General features: G+C 72.5%; 13 protein-coding genes and 1 rRNA gene. 13 read left to right on the top strand and 1 reads right to left on the bottom strand.

What is annotated here, in order from left to right; all coding sequences use genetic code 11:
* The first annotated feature begins 205 nt into the window (after nt 1–205).
* From rrf to BLR49_RS08615, 13 genes are all read left to right on the top strand, one after another.
* Nucleotides 206–325: ribosomal RNA gene (gene rrf, locus BLR49_RS08675) — 5S ribosomal RNA — on the top strand.
* Between the two features lie 452 nt (nt 326–777).
* Nucleotides 778–1,602 carry a hypothetical protein gene (locus BLR49_RS08670; protein WP_245690569.1) on the top strand — a complete coding sequence of 275 codons (825 nt, stop codon included), beginning with the start codon at nt 778–780 and terminating at the stop codon, nt 1,600–1,602.
* A gap of 10 nt (nt 1,603–1,612) precedes the next feature.
* Nucleotides 1,613–2,725: an HAD-IIA family hydrolase gene (locus BLR49_RS08665; protein ID WP_092536494.1), complete on the top strand. Its 1,113-nt coding sequence runs from the start codon at nt 1,613–1,615 to the stop codon at nt 2,723–2,725.
* A 13-nt stretch (nt 2,726–2,738) separates the two neighbouring features.
* Nucleotides 2,739–2,927, top strand: a complete 189-nt coding sequence (locus BLR49_RS08660; RefSeq protein WP_092536465.1) for a hypothetical protein — start codon at nt 2,739–2,741, stop codon at nt 2,925–2,927.
* Between the two features lie 22 nt (nt 2,928–2,949).
* Nucleotides 2,950–3,855, top strand: coding sequence for a TlyA family RNA methyltransferase (locus BLR49_RS08655; RefSeq protein ID WP_092536462.1), 906 nt, complete (start codon nt 2,950–2,952; stop codon nt 3,853–3,855).
* A gap of 58 nt (nt 3,856–3,913) precedes the next feature.
* A complete protein-coding gene (locus tag BLR49_RS08650) occupies nt 3,914–4,798 on the top strand; it encodes an NAD kinase (protein WP_092536459.1) in 885 nt (294 codons plus the stop codon).
* Nucleotides 4,795–6,615 carry a DNA repair protein RecN gene (gene recN, locus BLR49_RS08645; RefSeq protein ID WP_092536456.1) on the top strand — a complete coding sequence of 607 codons (1,821 nt, stop codon included), beginning with the start codon at nt 4,795–4,797 and terminating at the stop codon, nt 6,613–6,615. The genes BLR49_RS08650 and recN overlap by 4 nt, the downstream gene beginning before the upstream one ends.
* Complete coding sequence (gene steA / locus BLR49_RS08640; protein WP_092536454.1) at nt 6,612–7,922, top strand: putative cytokinetic ring protein SteA; 1,311 nt, start codon at nt 6,612–6,614, stop codon at nt 7,920–7,922. The genes recN and steA overlap by 4 nt, the downstream gene beginning before the upstream one ends.
* A gap of 18 nt (nt 7,923–7,940) precedes the next feature.
* A complete protein-coding gene (locus BLR49_RS08635; protein ID WP_092536450.1) occupies nt 7,941–8,864 on the top strand; it encodes a copper transporter in 924 nt (307 codons plus the stop codon).
* A gap of 20 nt (nt 8,865–8,884) precedes the next feature.
* Nucleotides 8,885–9,802, top strand: a complete 918-nt coding sequence (locus tag BLR49_RS08630; protein WP_092536447.1) for a hypothetical protein — start codon at nt 8,885–8,887, stop codon at nt 9,800–9,802.
* Nucleotides 9,799–11,493 carry a murein biosynthesis integral membrane protein MurJ gene (gene murJ, locus BLR49_RS08625; RefSeq protein WP_425425764.1) on the top strand — a complete coding sequence of 565 codons (1,695 nt, stop codon included), beginning with the start codon at nt 9,799–9,801 and terminating at the stop codon, nt 11,491–11,493. The genes BLR49_RS08630 and murJ overlap by 4 nt, the downstream gene beginning before the upstream one ends.
* A complete protein-coding gene (locus tag BLR49_RS08620) occupies nt 11,490–12,656 on the top strand; it encodes a glycosyltransferase family 4 protein (protein ID WP_092536444.1) in 1,167 nt (388 codons plus the stop codon). The genes murJ and BLR49_RS08620 overlap by 4 nt, the downstream gene beginning before the upstream one ends.
* Nucleotides 12,657–12,684: 28 nt before the next feature.
* Nucleotides 12,685–13,356 (top strand): NUDIX domain-containing protein, encoded by a 672-nt coding sequence (locus tag BLR49_RS08615; RefSeq protein WP_092536441.1) that lies wholly within the window; start codon nt 12,685–12,687, stop codon nt 13,354–13,356.
* A gap of 56 nt (nt 13,357–13,412) precedes the next feature.
* Here BLR49_RS08615 and BLR49_RS08610 read toward each other — a convergent pair whose 3' ends face one another.
* Nucleotides 13,413–15,956: a DNA gyrase/topoisomerase IV subunit A gene (locus BLR49_RS08610; RefSeq protein WP_092536438.1), complete on the bottom strand. Its 2,544-nt coding sequence runs from the start codon at nt 15,954–15,956 to the stop codon at nt 13,413–13,415.
* Nucleotides 15,957–16,022: the final 66 nt, after the last annotated feature.

The raw sequence follows: 16,022 nt of genomic DNA, 5'->3' as shown, positions 1-16,022 counted from the left end.
ACAACAGCACAGGGACAAGCACACACCCCCCGAACCGCCCGGGCCCCCAACCAGGGCCAGGGAAGCAACAGCCCAGGGCGCCCCCCGGGGGGGGCGGGCACAACACACACGCCCCGGCGCGCCACACGCGCGCGCGCCGGCGGCGGGCACACACCCCCCAAAACAAGGAGAAGGCGGGGGTGGTGGTCGTGGGTGGGTGGGTCGTGCCGGTGGTCACAGCGGGGGAGCACACGCCCGGAACCCATACCGAACCCGGAAGCTAAGCCCCCCAGCGCCAATGGTACTGCCCCCGACAGGCGGGCGGGAGAGTAGGACACCGCCGGCACACCCACCCACCCACAACCACAAACAAAACCAAAAACCACCACCAACACACCGTGGCACCCGAACCCTGGCACCGGCATACAGGCCCAAGAACACCCGCATCCCCCGACAACCGCCACCAGGTAGGCTTGAGCCAGCACCTGACGGTTGGTCGGCGAGTAAGAAAGCAGAACTATGGCGTACGACAGGCGTGAAGGGCGTCCCGGCTCCGGGAGTCGCCACGGTAATGGCGGGGAGCGGCACGGATTCCGCCGTCGTGATGAGGAACAGACGGGCTTCGGCGCGGGGCGCGGTTCCGGGCGCAGAGAGTACCGTTCGCGTGAAGACGAGGGGCGGCGCGGGGCCGATGGTCGCGAACGGCGCGGTGGCCGACGCGGTGAGGACGCCCACAGGGGGCGGGGAGCCGGCGCGCATCGCCGGGGAACAGAGTCAAGACCTCCGCAGCGTTCGCGCGTGCCTGAGCCTCCGGTCCCGGCGGACGTGGCGCCGCAGAACCTGGAGGCTTCGGCGCGACGCGAGCTGCGCGCGCTGGGACGGGCCAACGCCGAGAACGTCGCCCGTCACCTGGTGATGGTGCAGCGACTGCTGGATTCGGATCCCGAGTCGGCATACCAGCATGCGCGATATGCGGCGTCGCACGCCGGGCGCGTGGCAGTGGTGCGCGAGTCGGCGGGCATTGCCGCCTACCTGGCGGGCCATTACAACGAGGCGCTGCGGGAGATCCGCGCAGCCAGGCGACTGTCCGGTTTGGACTTGCACCGTGCGATCGAGGCCGATTGTGAACGCGCCCTGGGTCGCTACAGCCAGGCGCTGAAGGTCGCCAAGCAGGCTGACCCGAAGCAGCTGGACGACCAGGAAGAGGCCGAGCTCGCCATGGTCGTCTCGGGTGTGCGCCACGACATGGGGCAGAGCGAGCTCGGACTGGTCGTCATTGAAGAGGCGATCATGATGTTCCGGGGTGACCGGGAGACCCTGAGGCGGCTGCACTCGGTACGTGCGGATCGCCTGGAGGAGCTCGGCCGCGTCGAGGAGGCGGAGAAGATTCGCGCGCGCATTGGCCTGGCTGAGGAAGACGCCCCTGCCGAGCAGGTCGAGGTATACGACATCGAGGACGACTACGACGAAGAGGAGGCTACCGCCGCGGCGGCGGTTGATTCGGAGTCGGAGAACGAGACGGACGCGTCGGGTGACTTGGATTCGGCTGGGCACGTGGACGGCGGCTCCCCGGATCAGGAGGCGGCAGATGTGGCCGCTGCCGGTGGGACCACCGGAGACTGAGCGCAGCATGATGGGGACTCCGCACCACCTTCGTTCCGGAAGCTCTGATAGCCGTGCTGCGGCTTTCCTGCGTGGCAGTGAGCGGCCACTGGCGGCCGCCTACGACGTCGCCCTCCTGGACCTCGATGGCGTGTGCTTCGCGGGCGACGCCAGGGTGCCGTACGCGGCTGAAGGAGCCAATGGGGCACGCGAGTTAGGGATGCACCTGGTCTTCGTGACGAACAACGCTTCCCGTGCCCCGCAGGCGGTGGTGGACAAACTTGCTGACAACGACATCGTCGCCTCCCCGGGCGAGGTCTTCTCCGCCGCAATGGACGCTGCGGCGCTGCTTCATGAGCACTTGCCCGACGGCGCTCCGGTGTTCGTCATCGGCGGGGACGGGCTGCGGCAGGCGCTGACGGACGAGGGATTCGCCGTCGTGGCCTCTGCGGAGGATGCTCCGGCGGCCGTCGTGCAGGGCTGGGATCCCGCCGTGGACTGGGCCATGATGTCCGAGGGGCTGTATGCGATTGCGAACGGCGCCCTGCATGTAGCCACTAACCTGGACGCCACCCTGCCCACCGAACGCGGTTTCGCGCTCGGCAACGGCAGCCTGGTCGCCGCGGTCGCCAACGCCTCCGGGCGCAAGCCGCTGGCAGGGGGCAAGCCCTTCCCGGGTATCTACCAGCGGGCTCTGCGCCGCGCCGGGGGAGCCAGGCCCCTCGCCATCGGCGACCGGCTCAACACCGACCACGTCGGCGCCCGGGCGGCGGATATTCCCGGTCTACACGTGCTTACCGGCGTCAGCACCGCCCGCGACGTATTGCTGGCCACCCCCGAGGAACGGCCCACCTTCCTGCACACGGACCTGCGCGGTCTGCTGCAGCCTCACCCCGAGCCCCGGCGTACCACCAGCGACGGCGATTCCTGGTGGCAGGTCGGTGACGAGCGCTGGCGGGTAACCGCGGCGGGTGCGGAGGGCCAGGGAGTCGGATTCCTCGACACGGCGTCCGCCGCGGTGAGCCTGGACGCGTATCGCGCCCTCGCCTGCGCATTCTGGGACTACGCCGATGCTCACGGCGGCCGCGCAGATGACTTGAACGTGCCCGAGCTTCACGTCGGCTCCCAAGAGAACAACGTCTGATCCGAGCAGCTCTATGACCAGCACCCCCCGACCGGTTCCGCGACCCGTACCGCAACGGACACCCGCAGCCGCGTCCGCCCCCGCCTTGGACCTGACGACGCGGCTCGAGGCGGCCGCCGCCCTACCACTCGAGGAGCGCGCGGTGGAGCTCGCCTCCATCCATGAGACGCTCGCCTCCCGGCTGCGTCAGACCCAGAACTGACACCGTCACCGAAGCCCACTGCATGGCACGACTCATCCGTATCGACTCCGAGCTGGTCCGCCGTGGACTGGCGCATTCGCGGGCACATGCCGCCCGCCTCATCGGCGATGGCCGGGTCACCCTCGACGGCGTGGTGGTGATCAAACCTGCGCGCCAGGTGAACCCCGCACAGGCCATCGAGATCATTGCCCCGGAAGCGGACGACTACGTCTCCCGCGGCGCCCACAAGCTGGCGGGCGCGCTAGACGCCCTCGCGGAGCGCGGCCTGGCCCCGCGAATCGAGGGCCGCCGCTGCCTGGACGCCGGAGCCTCCACCGGCGGCTTCACCGATGTGCTCCTGCGCCGCGGTGCGGCCCACGTCGTTGCCGTCGACGTCGGCTACGGACAGCTCGCCTGGTCCCTGCGGACCGATCCACGGGTAACCGTGCTGGAGCGAACAAACGTGCGCACGCTCGATCCCGAGGCGGTCGCCCCTGCGCCTGAACTCATCGTAGGCGACCTGTCCTTCATCTCCCTGACCACCGTGCTGCCGGCGCTGGTCGGTGCGGCCGCCGCCGACGCCGACCTGCTGCTGATGGTCAAGCCCCAATTCGAGGTCGGCAAACAGCGCCTCGGGCACGGGGGAGTGGTCCGTGACCCAGAATTGCACGTCGAGTCTGTGCTGACCGTGTGCGAGTGCGCCCATGGCCTGGGGCTGGGCATTGATGCGGTCACCGCGTCGCCGCTGCCCGGGCCGGCCGGGAATGTCGAGTACTTTGTGAACATGCATGCCGGACAGGCCGGCTCGCCGACGGATCTGACCGGCGCGGCGCTTCAGGACGAGGCGCATCGCGCCGTGGCGGCAGGACCGGCCGGGCGCAGCCGGCGCAGACGTCGCACGGAAGGAGGCGGACATGAGCACCGGAACCATCTCCGGGACCACTCCTGAAATCACCGGGGCGGGTACGCGCTCGAGCCAAAGCCCCCAGCCGCGGCTTCGACGCGTCATGGTCCTCCAACGCGATCTCAACGACAAGCCGGTGCCTCCCCACCGCAAGGCGGCACCGACCGCCACCGCGGTCGCCCGCGCGCAGGCGGCCCTGCGCTCCCACGGCGTGGAGCCGGTTGAACCCGGATTCGAGGGTGACGTCGACCTGGTGCTGGTCCTGGGAGGAGACGGCACCATCCTGCGTGCCAGCGAGGTTGCTCGTGATCGCGACGTGCCGCTGCTCGGTATCAACACCGGCCATGTCGGTTTCCTCGCCGAGGCCGATCCAGACGCCGTCGAGCAGGTCGTCGCCGACCTGGTGGCAGGCAGGTACGTCGTGGACACCCGCATGACCATCGACGTGGAGGTGCGCGCCCCCGACGGCTCGGTGACCCGGGACTGGGCACTGAACGAGGCGGCCCTGGAGAAGCGCGATCGGGCCCGCATGGTCGAGGTGGCCGTCGGAGTGGACGGTCAGGCGGTGTCCTCCTTCGGCTGCGACGGGCTGGTCATGGCCACACCCACCGGCTCCACCGCTTATGCCTACTCCGGCGGAGGCCCCGTCATCTGGCCCGAGGTAGAGGCGCTGCTGCTGGTACCGCTGTCCGCGCACGCCCTGTTCACCCGCCCGCTGGTGGTGGGCCCCGATTCGCGCCTGGAGGTGGTCATCTACCACGCCGGCTTCGGCGGCGCGGAGGTGTGGTGCGACGGGCGCCGCTGCCTCGACGCGCCGACCGGATCGCGCATCTGCGTCACCCGTGCGCAGCGCCCGGTGCGGCTGGCACGAGTGAACACCGCCCCCTTCGCCACGCGGCTGGTACGCAAGTTCGACCTGCCCGTCCAGGGGTGGCGCACCGCCGATGCCTCCGCCGCGCTGCCGGGCCGGGACGGCGATACGCAGTGATCGAATCGCTGCACATCGAGAACCTGGGAGTCATCGAGGCGGCTGATCTTCAGCTCAGCCCCGGACTGACTGCCCTGACCGGGGAGACCGGAGCCGGCAAGACCATGGTGCTCACCTCCCTGGGACTCCTACTGGGGCAGCGCGCTGAGGCGGCCGTCGTCCGCACCGGCTCTGAACGCGCCCTGGTGGAGGGTGAGTTCATCATCTCCCCCTCCTCCCGCGCCGCCGCTCGCGCCGCCGAAGCCGGGGCCGAGCTCGACGACGACCTCCTGCTCGCCTCACGTACCGTGCCCGCAACGGGCCGTTCCCGCGCCCACCTGGGCGGCCGGGCCGTGCCCTCCACGGTGCTGGCCGACGTCGGCGCCCGCCTCGTGTCCGTGCACGGGCAGGCCGATCAGCTGCGCCTGCGCTCCGCCTCGGCTCAGCGCGCCGCCCTGGACGGCCTCGGCGGGCCGAGCCACGCTGCCCTGTGCCGTCGCTATGCCGAGGCCTACCAGGTCAGAACCGCCGCGGCCGCCGCCCTGGAGCAGTGGCACGCCGGCGCCGAGGCCCGCCGCGCCGAGGCCGAGGACCTGCGCCGCTGGCTGGGGCGGCTGGAGGAACTCGCTCCCGAGCCGGGGGAGGACGCCGCCCTGACCGTCGAGGCCGAGCGCCTGGACCACGCCGAAGACCTGCGCCGCGCCGCCGCCACGGCGCGCACCGCCCTGGCCGGCGATGAGGAGGCGGGTACGGGCGACGTGCCGGATGTGACTGCACTGATCGCCGCTGCCGACCGGGCCCTGTCCCACGTGGCCGACGTGGACCCCGCCCTGACGGCCCTGGCCGCACGCCTGCACCGACTCGGGATTGTCAGCGCGGACCTGGCCGGCGAGCTGGCTGAGTACCTGGCCTCGCTTGACGCCGACCCGGCCCGCCTCGCCTGGGTGCAGGACCGCCGTGGAGAGCTGGCCCGGGCCTGCCGGGAGATCGGCGGGCCCGATACTCGGCTTGACGACGTCGATGCCCTGCTCGCCTGGGGCGAGGCCGCCGCCGCCCGCCTGGACGAGCTTGAGGGGCCCCACGGCGCCGCCGCCGACCTGAGCGCGGCCCTCGCCTCCGCGGAGGACGAGCTGAGCGCTCTCGCCTCCGAGCTGTCCGCCGCCCGGCGGCTCCTTGCCGAACGGCTGCAGGATGCGGTCAATGCCGAACTGGCCGGGCTGGAGATGAAGGAGGCGCGGCTCGTCGTCGACCTCCAACCGCGTGACGAGCCCGGCCCCACCGGCGCCGAGACGGTCGCCCTGCTGCTGGTCTCCCACCCCGGAGCGCCGGCGCTGCCACTGGGCAAGGGGGCCTCCGGAGGCGAGCTGTCCCGCATCATGCTGGCCCTGGAAGTGGTTCTCGCAGACGCCGCGGCCGGCGGTGCGGAGCAGGGAGAACCGGCAGCGGAGTCCATGCATCACCGGCGTACCCTCATCTTCGATGAGATCGACGCGGGCGTAGGCGGCCGGGCCGCCAGGGAGATTGGACGGCGCCTGGCACGGCTCGCCCGCAGGCACCAGGTGGTGGTCGTCACTCACCTCGCCCAGGTGGCGGCATGGGCGGACACCCAGCTCGTGGTGCTCAAGGAGCGGACCACGGGCGACGCCCAATTCCCAGACACGCCGCCGGATTATGAACCGGACCGGCCCGCTGTACGCACCCGCGTGGTCACCGTGACCGGCACTTCCCGGATACGGGAACTGGCCCGGATGCTGTCGGGACACGAGGACTCCGAAGCCGCCCTTCGGCATGCCGCTGAGCTGATTGACGAGGCCCACGTGGCACAATCCCAGTCGTGAGGCTCCCGTTTCTGTTCCGCAAGCAGGCTCAGCCGGCGCCGGACCGCCCCAGCGGCATGGTCCGGGTGGACGCGCGCACCAAGAAACTCACCAAACGGCTCCAGCCCGGTGAAATCGCCGTGATCGACCACGTCGACCTCGACCGGGTGGCGGCGGAGGCCCTGGTCGAGTGCAAACCGATGGCCGTTCTGAACGCGGCCCCGTCGGTGTCCGGACGCTACCCGAACCTGGGGCCGGGCATCCTCATCGACGCCGGCATTCCGCTGATTGACGACCTCGGCCCGGACATCATGCGGCTGCGTGACGGGCAGCACGTCACCATAGACCTCAACCCCGACTCCGAGCACGCCGGCTGTGTGCAAGTGGAGGGCCGCGCCGGGCATCGGCGCAGCCAGGGGAGCGGCAGGACGGCCACTGCGGAGGCCGATTCCGACGTCGGCAAGCGCAGCGACTCCGGCATCCTCGCCGAGGGCACCATCCAGACCCGGGAGAGCATAGACGCGCTCATGGAGGCCGCCAAGGAGGGACTGTCGGTCCAGCTCGAGGCCTTCGCCGCCAACACCATGGAGTACATGCGCGGTGAACGCGACCTGCTCCTCAACGGCGTCGGGATGCCGGACGTCCGCACGCCGATGAACGGCAAGCACGTGCTCATCGTGGTGCGCGGCTACTCCTACAAGGAGGACCTCAAGGCCCTCAAGCCCTATATCCGCGAGTACAAGCCCGTCATCATCGGTGTGGACGGCGGCGCGGACGCGGTCCTGGAGGCGGGGCTCAAACCCGACATGATCGTTGGGGACATGGACTCCGTATCCGACAAGGCGCTGGAGTCCGGCGCCGAGATCATCGTCCACGCCTACCGCGACGGGCGCGCCCCCGGACTCAAACGCGTTGAGGACCTCGGCGTGGAGCACACCGTGTTCGCCGCCACCGGCACCAGCGAGGACATCGCCATGCTGATCGCCGACGAGGCCGGCGCCGAGCTCATCGTCGCACTGGGCACGCACGCCACCCTGCTGGAGTTCCTCGACAAGGGGCGCGCCGGCATGTCCTCCACCTTCCTGACCCGGTTGAAGGTCGGAGGGCGCCTCATCGACGCCAAGGGCGTCTCCCGGCTGTACCGTGCGCGCATCTCCGGCTGGCAGCTGGGCCTGCTGGCGCTGGCGGGACTGGTCGCGTTGCTGGTCGCCCTCGCCGCCACCCCCGGGGGACAGACCTTCCTCGGGCTCTCGGGCGCCGTATGGGACGACCTGGTCAACTTCTTCCGGTCCCTGGTGGGACTCACCCCGAACAAACCCTCCGTCTGAGCAAGTGCAGGATCCTTCATGATCGATTTCCGCTACCACCTGGTCTCGCTCATCTCCGTCTTCCTCGCCCTCGCCGTGGGGGTCGTCCTGGGAGCCGGGCCGCTGCAGAACTCACTCGGCACGGCCCTGAACGACCAGGTCACCTCTCTGCGGGCCGACCGCAACGACCTCCAGACCCGCCTGGAGCAGACCGAGACGGCGGTGAACGAGCGCGACGAGTACATCGTTGCCGCCGCCGACTCCCTGCTGCCCGGCAGGCTGAAGGACCAGCGCGTGGCCGTCGTCGTGATGCCCGACGCCGAGAGCGGCGATATCGACTCCGTCGTCACCGAGATCGAGACCGCCGGCGCCACCGTCACCGGCCGTGTCAACCTGACCACCGCCTGGGCCGAGACCGCCCGCGACTCCTTCCGCTCGACCTATTCCGGCCAGTTCTCCCCCTACCTCGACGCCGTCGCCGCGGACGGCAACGCCATCCTCGGGCAGGGGCTGGCCACCGCGCTGACCACCGAGGGGGACAACGCCACCGCCCTCATGGAGCTGCTCACCGCATCCGACACGCCGCTGGTGACCGTGGACGCGCAGCCATCCGGGCCCGCCAGCATGATCGTCGTCGTCGGCCCAAGGACGGTGGCCGCTTCGGATGGGAGCGAACCGACCGCTGCGGCCACTCCCGAGCAGGACGCCGCCGCCTGGACCTCCGCGCTGACCGGCCTCGCCTCTAAGGCCACGACCGTTGTCGTCGGGTCAGCCGACGCGAAGGCGGACGTGGTCTCGGCGCTGCGTGCCGCCAAGGCCCCGGTAACCACGGTGGACTCGGTCGGCCAGGCCACCGCCGCCGTATCCGTCCCCCTCGCGCTCGCCGCCACGGCCGCGGGCACCGTCGGCAGCTATGGATTCGACGACGGTGCCGACGCCATCATCCCGCCCGTGGCCAACTGACGCCGACTACGCTTGCAGCCATGACGCCGACCGTGCCGACGACCAGCGGCCCCGCACCCGGCCCGGTTGCGACTGCCGCCGCCTCTCTGCTCACCACGGCGGCGGTAGCGGCCGCCCTGGGGCGGGCTGGCGCCGGGTCGCGACGGCTTGAGCGTACTAATTTCCACGGCCGCACCGTCAGCCTGCGCGGTGGCGTGGGCGTGGCCGCCGGCGCTACCGCCGCGGGCGCCTGCGCAGGAGGGTTCCGGTACCACGCGGGCGAGCCCGTCGGCGCCGCCGCGATCGCCGCCGTCACGGCGGTCACGGCCGCGGGCACGGCGGGCCTGGTCGACGATCTCGACGCCGGCGCCCATGACGGCGCCGTGCCCGCCAAGGGCCTGAAGGGCCATCTGGCGGCGCTGCGCCGCGGGCACGTCACCACCGGCGCGCTCAAGGTGGCCGTGATCGGCGGCGGCGCCCTGGTCGCCGGGGGGCTGCTCGCCCACGCCCGGCGGCACGACGGCGCGGCGCGGGCCGTCGCCGACGCCGCCACCGGCGCCGTGGTCATCGCCTCCTGGGCCAACCTCCACAACCTGCTGGACCTGCGTCCCGGCCGGGCCCTGAAGGCGGCGGTCCTGGCCTCGGCGCCGCTGCTGGCCGACCGGCGCCCGGAGTCTGCGGCCAGCCGCGCCCTTGCCGCCGGTGCCCTAGGGGCGGCCGCCGCGGCCCTGCCCGAGGATCTGGGGGAGACCACCATGCTCGGCGACACCGGCGCCAACGCGCTGGGCGCCCTGGTGGGAGCCGCCCTGGCCGCCCACCCCAGCCGCCCGCTGCGTGCCGCGGCCGGCATCACCGGGACGGGGCTCGTGCTTGCCAGCGAGAGGATCTCCTTCACCCGCGTGATCGAGAACCACCCGCTCCTGTCCGCCGTCGACCGCCTCGGGCGCCGCGCCCCGTGACCCGCCCGACCGCCGTGACCAACGTGTCCGCAGGCTCAGACTCCGCCCGTTCCGGCGCTCCCTCCGGCGGTGGACATGCAGTCCTGGGGGCCGCCGGGGGAGTGGCCGGGCTCACCCTGGTCTCGCGTGCGCTCGGCTTCCTGCGCTGGATCGTGCAGGCCACCACCGTCGGGGCCGGCACCGTCGCCGGCGCCTACGCCACCGCCAACCAAGTCCCCAACGTCCTGTACGAGGTGGTGGTGGGCGGGGCGCTGGCCGCGACCGTGGTGCCGCTGCTGGCCGGCCCGGTCAGCGCCGGCCGTGACGGTGAGGTCTCCCGCACGACCTCCGCGCTGCTCGCGCTGGTGCTCCTGGTGCTCACTCCGCTCGCGCTCGTCCTGGCCCTGTGCGCCCGGCCCATAGCCGGCTGGTTCCCCGTCTCCCAGGGCGTGGACCCGGAGCTTCAGCGCGGCTTGGTGGCGGCCTTCCTGCGCATGTTCGCGGCGCAGGTCCCCCTGTACGGCATCGGCGTGGTGCTCACCGGCGTGCTGCAGGCCCACGGCCGCTTCACCTGGCCGGCGCTCACGCCCGTCCTGTCCAGTCTGGTGGTCATGGCCACCTACGCCGTGTACGGTGCACTCGCCGCCGGAGCGGAGACGGCCTCACCGGTGGCGCTGCAGGTGCTCGGCTGGGGCACGACCGCGGGGGTGGCCGCGCTGTCCCTGCCCCTGCTGTGGCCCGCGCACCGGCTGGGGATCCGGCTGCGACCCACCCTGCGCCTGGGCCGCGGCACCGCGGCGAAGGCGCTGCGCCTGGGCGGCGCCGGGGTGTGGACGCTGGTCGCGCAGCAGGTCAGCGTCCTGGCGGTGCTGGCACTCGCCCGCGCCGGGGGAAGCACCGGCACCGTCGCCGTCTACCAGTACACGCAGGCCGTCTACGTGCTGCCCTACGCCGTGCTGGTGGTGCCGGTCGCCACCGTCGTCTACCCCCGGCTGGCCGCCGCCTTCACCCGTGACGGCGATGATGCGCGCCGGCTCACCGCCCGCTCCACCGCGCTGGTAACGGGTGTGGCGGTGGCCGGGGGCGGCATGCTGTTGGCGGCCGCCGACGGCGCCGAGCGCTTCTTCTCCCTGCTGGCCGACGTCGCCGGCATGGGCGCGTCCCTGGCCCTGCTGGCCCCGGGGTTGGTGGGCTATGCGCTGATCTACCAGGTCACCCGCGCGCTGTACGCCGCCGACCGGGCCCGTGGCGCCGCCCTGGCCGCAGCCGCCGGCTGGGTGACGGTCGCCCTGGCGTCCTGGGCGGCGGTGAGCCTGCTGGCACCGCACGGCGGCGACGGGGTGGCCACCCTCAAGGGGCTGGCCCTGGGGACGACCGCAGGCATGTGCGTGGCGGGCGTCGGCCTGCTGGCGGCGCTGGCGTGCCGCATGGGAACACGGGTGCTGGCACCGACGGCGCAGATCCTGGCGGCGACGCTGCCCGTTGCCGCCGCGGCCGGCGCGGCCTGCAACTGGCTCAGCCGCCAGGCGGGAACCGTGGTCGGCGCGATGACGGTGGCCGGTGTCGGGGCGATACTGACCGCCGCCGCGACGCTGGCCGCCATCTGCGCGGTGGACCGGGAAATACCGGCGGCTCTGCGGCGGCGTCCCGCGCGGCCCGGCGTCGACGACCGCGCCGCCGCGGACGAGCACGAGGCACAGGAGTGGAAATGACCCGGTCGCATGCCGAAGACTCAAAGCGGGCCGCATCCGTTAGCGGGGCGGATGCGTGCCCGGACCGCCTGCGCATACTGGAGGTATCGGGCAGCGCCGCCGGCGGCATGCGCGCGCACGTGGCCGAGTGCGCCCGGATCCTGGCCGGCGCGGGGCACGACGTGATTGTGGAGGCCCCGGCAGACGTGCTCGCCGGAGCCGACTTCGGCCAGGCTCGCACCGAATCACTCACGATCGGTGCCCGCCCGACGCCCGGTGACGGCGCCGTGGTCGCCCGGCTGCGCCGGCTCGGGAGGCGCGCCGACGTCGTCCACGCCCACGGGCTGCGTGCCGGGGCGCTGGCCGCTCTGGCCCTGGGCCGGCGCCGCCCGGGCCGCGCCCGCCTGGTGGTCACCATTCACAACCAGCCGGTGGGCGGCCGCCTGACTACCGCCGTCGGCGAGCGGTTGGAGCAGCTGGTGGCCACGCGCGCCGACCACATCCTCGCGGTCAGCCCGGACCTGGCCGAGCGCCAACGCAGCCGCGGGGCGCAGCGGGTCGACCTCGCCGTCATACCCGCGCCGAGGCGAGACGACCGGAACCTGGCCCCCCGCGCCTCCTCCGTCGAATCGGCCTGGCGAGGCGCGTCCACGCGCCTGCTCACCGTCGCCCGGCTGGCGCCCCAGAAGGGCCTGGAGCTGCTGCTGGACACTGCGGCGCTGGTGGCCGCTCAGGCCGCGGATGGCTCCGGGAGGGGCACGGACCTGGCCTGGGCGGTTGCCGGTGAGGGGCCCGGCCGGGCCGCCGCCGAGGCGAGGATCCGTGCCGAGTCGCTGCCGGTCAACCTGGTGGGGCGGCGGGAGGACGTGCCCGCGCTGATGGAGGCCGCCGACGTCGTCGTGCAGACCAGCCTTTGGGAGGGGCAGCCGATCACCCTCCAGGAGGCCCTGCAGGCGGGCGCCGCAATCGTCGCCACCGATGTCGGCGGCACCGCCGCCACCGCCCGTGGGGGCGCCATTCTGGTGCCCCCGCAGCCGCAGGCACTCGCGGACGCGATCACCGGGCTGATGAGAGACGCCGAGGCCCGCGACCGCGTGCGGGAACGTGCCCGGCGTGCGGCCGAGCGGCTGCCGGACGGTGGCGACCTGGCCGCCCAGTTGGAAGCCGTCGTCGTTCACCGCTGAAATGATCTGAACCGAAGGAGAGAAACCAGTGAATCAGCCGAGCCGGCTCAGGGATGTCCACGACCTGACGCGCCGCGTCGTCAGCCATGAGCGCGCGTGGTCGGGGCCGATCTTCACGGTGGACGACGATGCCGTGGTCCTCGCCGACGGGCTCGCTCCGGTACGGCGCCAGACGGTCGCCCACCACGACGCCGTGAACATCGTGGCGCTGCGGGAGGGGAGCGACTCCTCGCAGGCGGATGCCGCGGCGGAGATCCTCATGGTGCGCCAGTACCGCCACCCCGTGCGGGCCATGCTGTGGGAGATCCCCGCCGGGCTGCTGGACGTGCCGGGGGAGCAGCCGTTGGTTGCCGCGCAGCGCGAGCTGGCCGAGGAAACCGACTACATGGCGGCGCGCTGGGACGTGCTGGTCGACTCCTACGCCTCTCCCGGCTTCACCACCGAGGGGGCGCGCACCTTCCTCGCCCGCGAGCTGACCCTGCTGCCGGAGGAGGCGCGGACGGTCCGCGAGGCCGAGGAGGCGGAGTTCGAGCCCACCTGGGTGCGCTTCGACGACGCCGTGGAGGCGGTCATGCGCGGCCTGCTGCACAACCCCTCAACCGTGATCGGCATTCTCGCCGCCGCACGCGTGCGCGACCACGGCTACACCGGCCTGCGCCCCGCCGACGCCGACTGGCTGCGCAGCCCGGAGAGCCTGTGAGACGGCGCGTATGGCGTATGCATGGCGTATGGCCGACGACGCTGTGAACTGAGGCCTCAGCCGATCCCGGTGATCGGTGCCGACAGGGGGGCGCCGGAGGCGTCCCGGCGTTCGTCGGCCTCCGGCAGGTCGACGGGCTGCCCCCCGCTGCCCACGGCGCGGGCCGGGCCGACCCCCGCCCAGGCGAGCACCAGCTCGTCCTCACCGCGCAGGAAGCGCTGGGCGCGCACGCCCCCGGTCGCCCTGCCCTTGGCCGGGTACCGGTCCAGGGGAGTGACCTTGACGCTGCCGGAGCCGGTTCCGGGAAGCGCGCCCGCGCCGTCCGCCACCGTCACCACCACGGCCTCGGCCAGCAGGTCGATGGGCACCGCCGCCCCGGCCACCACACGGGCGCCCTCGCGCAGGGCGACCCCCGCCATGCCACCGGCGCCACGTCCCTGCGGGCGCACCTTGGACGCCTCGAAGCGCAGCAGGCGGGCGTCGGAGGTCACCAGCACCAGCATGTCCGAATCTGCCGCCACCCCGGCGAAGACCACCCGGTCGCCGTCGGCCAGCGAGATGACCTCCCAGGCATCCCCGTGCTTGGGCTCGCTGCCCGGCTTGACGCGTTTGATCACGCCGCCGGCCGTGGCCAGCACAATCGGGGTGCCCGAGTCATCGCCGGGGGCGCCGATCGGCACCAGGCCCACGATCCGCTCGTCCGGCTCAACATCCGCCAGCAGCCGCGCCGGCTGGCCGCCGGCGAGCGACGGCGCCCCCTCCAGCCGCGGCACCTCCGGGGTGGACAGCACCTCCATGCGCACCAGCCGACCGGTGTCGGTCACTGCACCGACGTGCCCGCGCGCCGTCGTCGCCACCTGGGAGATGAGGGCGTCATGACGCTGCCGACCGCCCGAGCGCGGCACCGGCTCCGCCCCGCCGACGCGAGCCACCAGGCCGGTTGCCGACAGCAGCACCCGGCACGGATCATCCGGCACCGTCAGCGGCACCTGCCCGGCACCGGCCATCAGGCTCACCGCAGCGGCCTGGCGCATGGCCTGGGAGGCGCCCGCACCGGCGCCCCCGGGCGCACCCACACCGCCGCCCAGCGCCCCCGCTCCCGTGCCCGCCGCCTCCAGCAGCACCGTGCGCCGCGGGGTGCCGAACTCCTCCGCCACCGCCGCCAGCTCGCGGGACACGGTGGCCCGCAGCAGCGACTCGTCGTTCAGGATCGCCTCCAGCTCGGCGATCTCGGCCGCCAGCTCGTCGCGCTCCTTCTCCAGCTCGATCACGGAGTACTTGGTAAGCCGCCGCAGCTGCAGCTCCAGGATGTAGTTCGCCTGCGGTTCGGACAGGTCGAAGACCTGCATCAGGCGCCGCCGGGCCGTGGCCGCGTCCTCGCTGGAGCGGATCACCTGAATGACCTCGTCGATGTCGACGATCGCGATCAGCAGTCCCTCGACCAGGTGCTGCCGCTCGCGCCGCTTGCCCAGGCGGAAGCGGGTGCGCCGCTCCACCACCGTCAGGCGGTGGCGGACGAAGACGTCCAGCAGCTCGCGCAGGCCCAGTGTGCGCGGCTGGCCGTCAACCAGGCACACGTTGTTGATGCCGAAGGAGTCCTCCAGCGGCGTGTACCGGTACAGCTGCGCCAGCACCGCCTCGGGGTTGTAGCCGTTCTTGACCCCGATCACCAGGCGGGTGCCGTGCTTGCGGTCGGTCAGGTCCGCCACATCGGTGATGCCCTGCAGCTTCTTGGAGGCCACCGTCTCCTTAATGCGGGCGATCACCTTCTCCGGCCCCACCAGGTAGGGCAGCTCGGTGACCACAATGCCCTTCTTGCGGGCGGTGATGTTCTCAATGCGGGCGGTGGCGCGCGTGGAGAACTTGCCGCGACCGGTGCGGTAGGCCTCCCGGATCCCGTCCAGGCCCACGATCATGCCGCCCGCAGGCAGGTCCGGTCCGGGCACGAAGGCCATCAGGTCCTCCAGGGTGGCGTCCGGATGCGCCAGCAGGTGCCGGGCTGCGGCGACCACCTCAATGAGGTTGTGCGGCGGCATGTTGGTGGCCATGCCCACCGCGATGCCCGAGGCGCCGTTGACCAGCAGGTTCGGGAAGGCCGCCGGCAGCACCTCCGGCTCGGTCAGGGTGTAGTCGTAGTTGGGCGCGAAGTCGACCGTGTCCTCGTCGATGTCCGCCGTCAGCGCCAGCGCGGGGGCGGCCAGGCGGGCCTCCGTGTAGCGGGGCGCGGCCGGGCCGTCGTCCAGGGAGCCGAAGTTGCCGTGCCCGTCCACCAGCGGCAGCCGCATGGTGAAGGGCTGCGCCAGCCGCACCAGCGCCTCATAGATGGCCACGTCCCCGTGCGGGTGCAACCGCCCCATGACGTCGCCGACGACGCGGGAGGACTTCACGTGCGGGCGGTCCGGGCGCAGCCCCATACGGTCCATCTGGAACAGGATGCGCCGCTGTACCGGCTTGAGCCCATCCCGGGCATCCGGCAGGGCCCGTGCGTAGATGACCGAGTAGGCGTACTCCAGGAAGGAGCTGCGCATCTCCGTGGGCAGGTCCTGCTCCACGATGAGATGGTCGGTGGGCGGCGGCGTCGGCGGGGCGGACTTCGGCATGGTCGCATTGTGTCCCGGAGGGGCTTCGCCAACGGGGCAACGACACCCGGGGGTGACGGGAACGAT

The sequence above is a fragment of the Actinomyces ruminicola genome (assembly GCF_900103885.1).
Lineage (GTDB): Bacteria > Actinomycetota > Actinomycetes > Actinomycetales > Actinomycetaceae > Actinomyces > Actinomyces ruminicola.
This window is presented reverse-complemented; position numbering and strand designations above follow the sequence as displayed.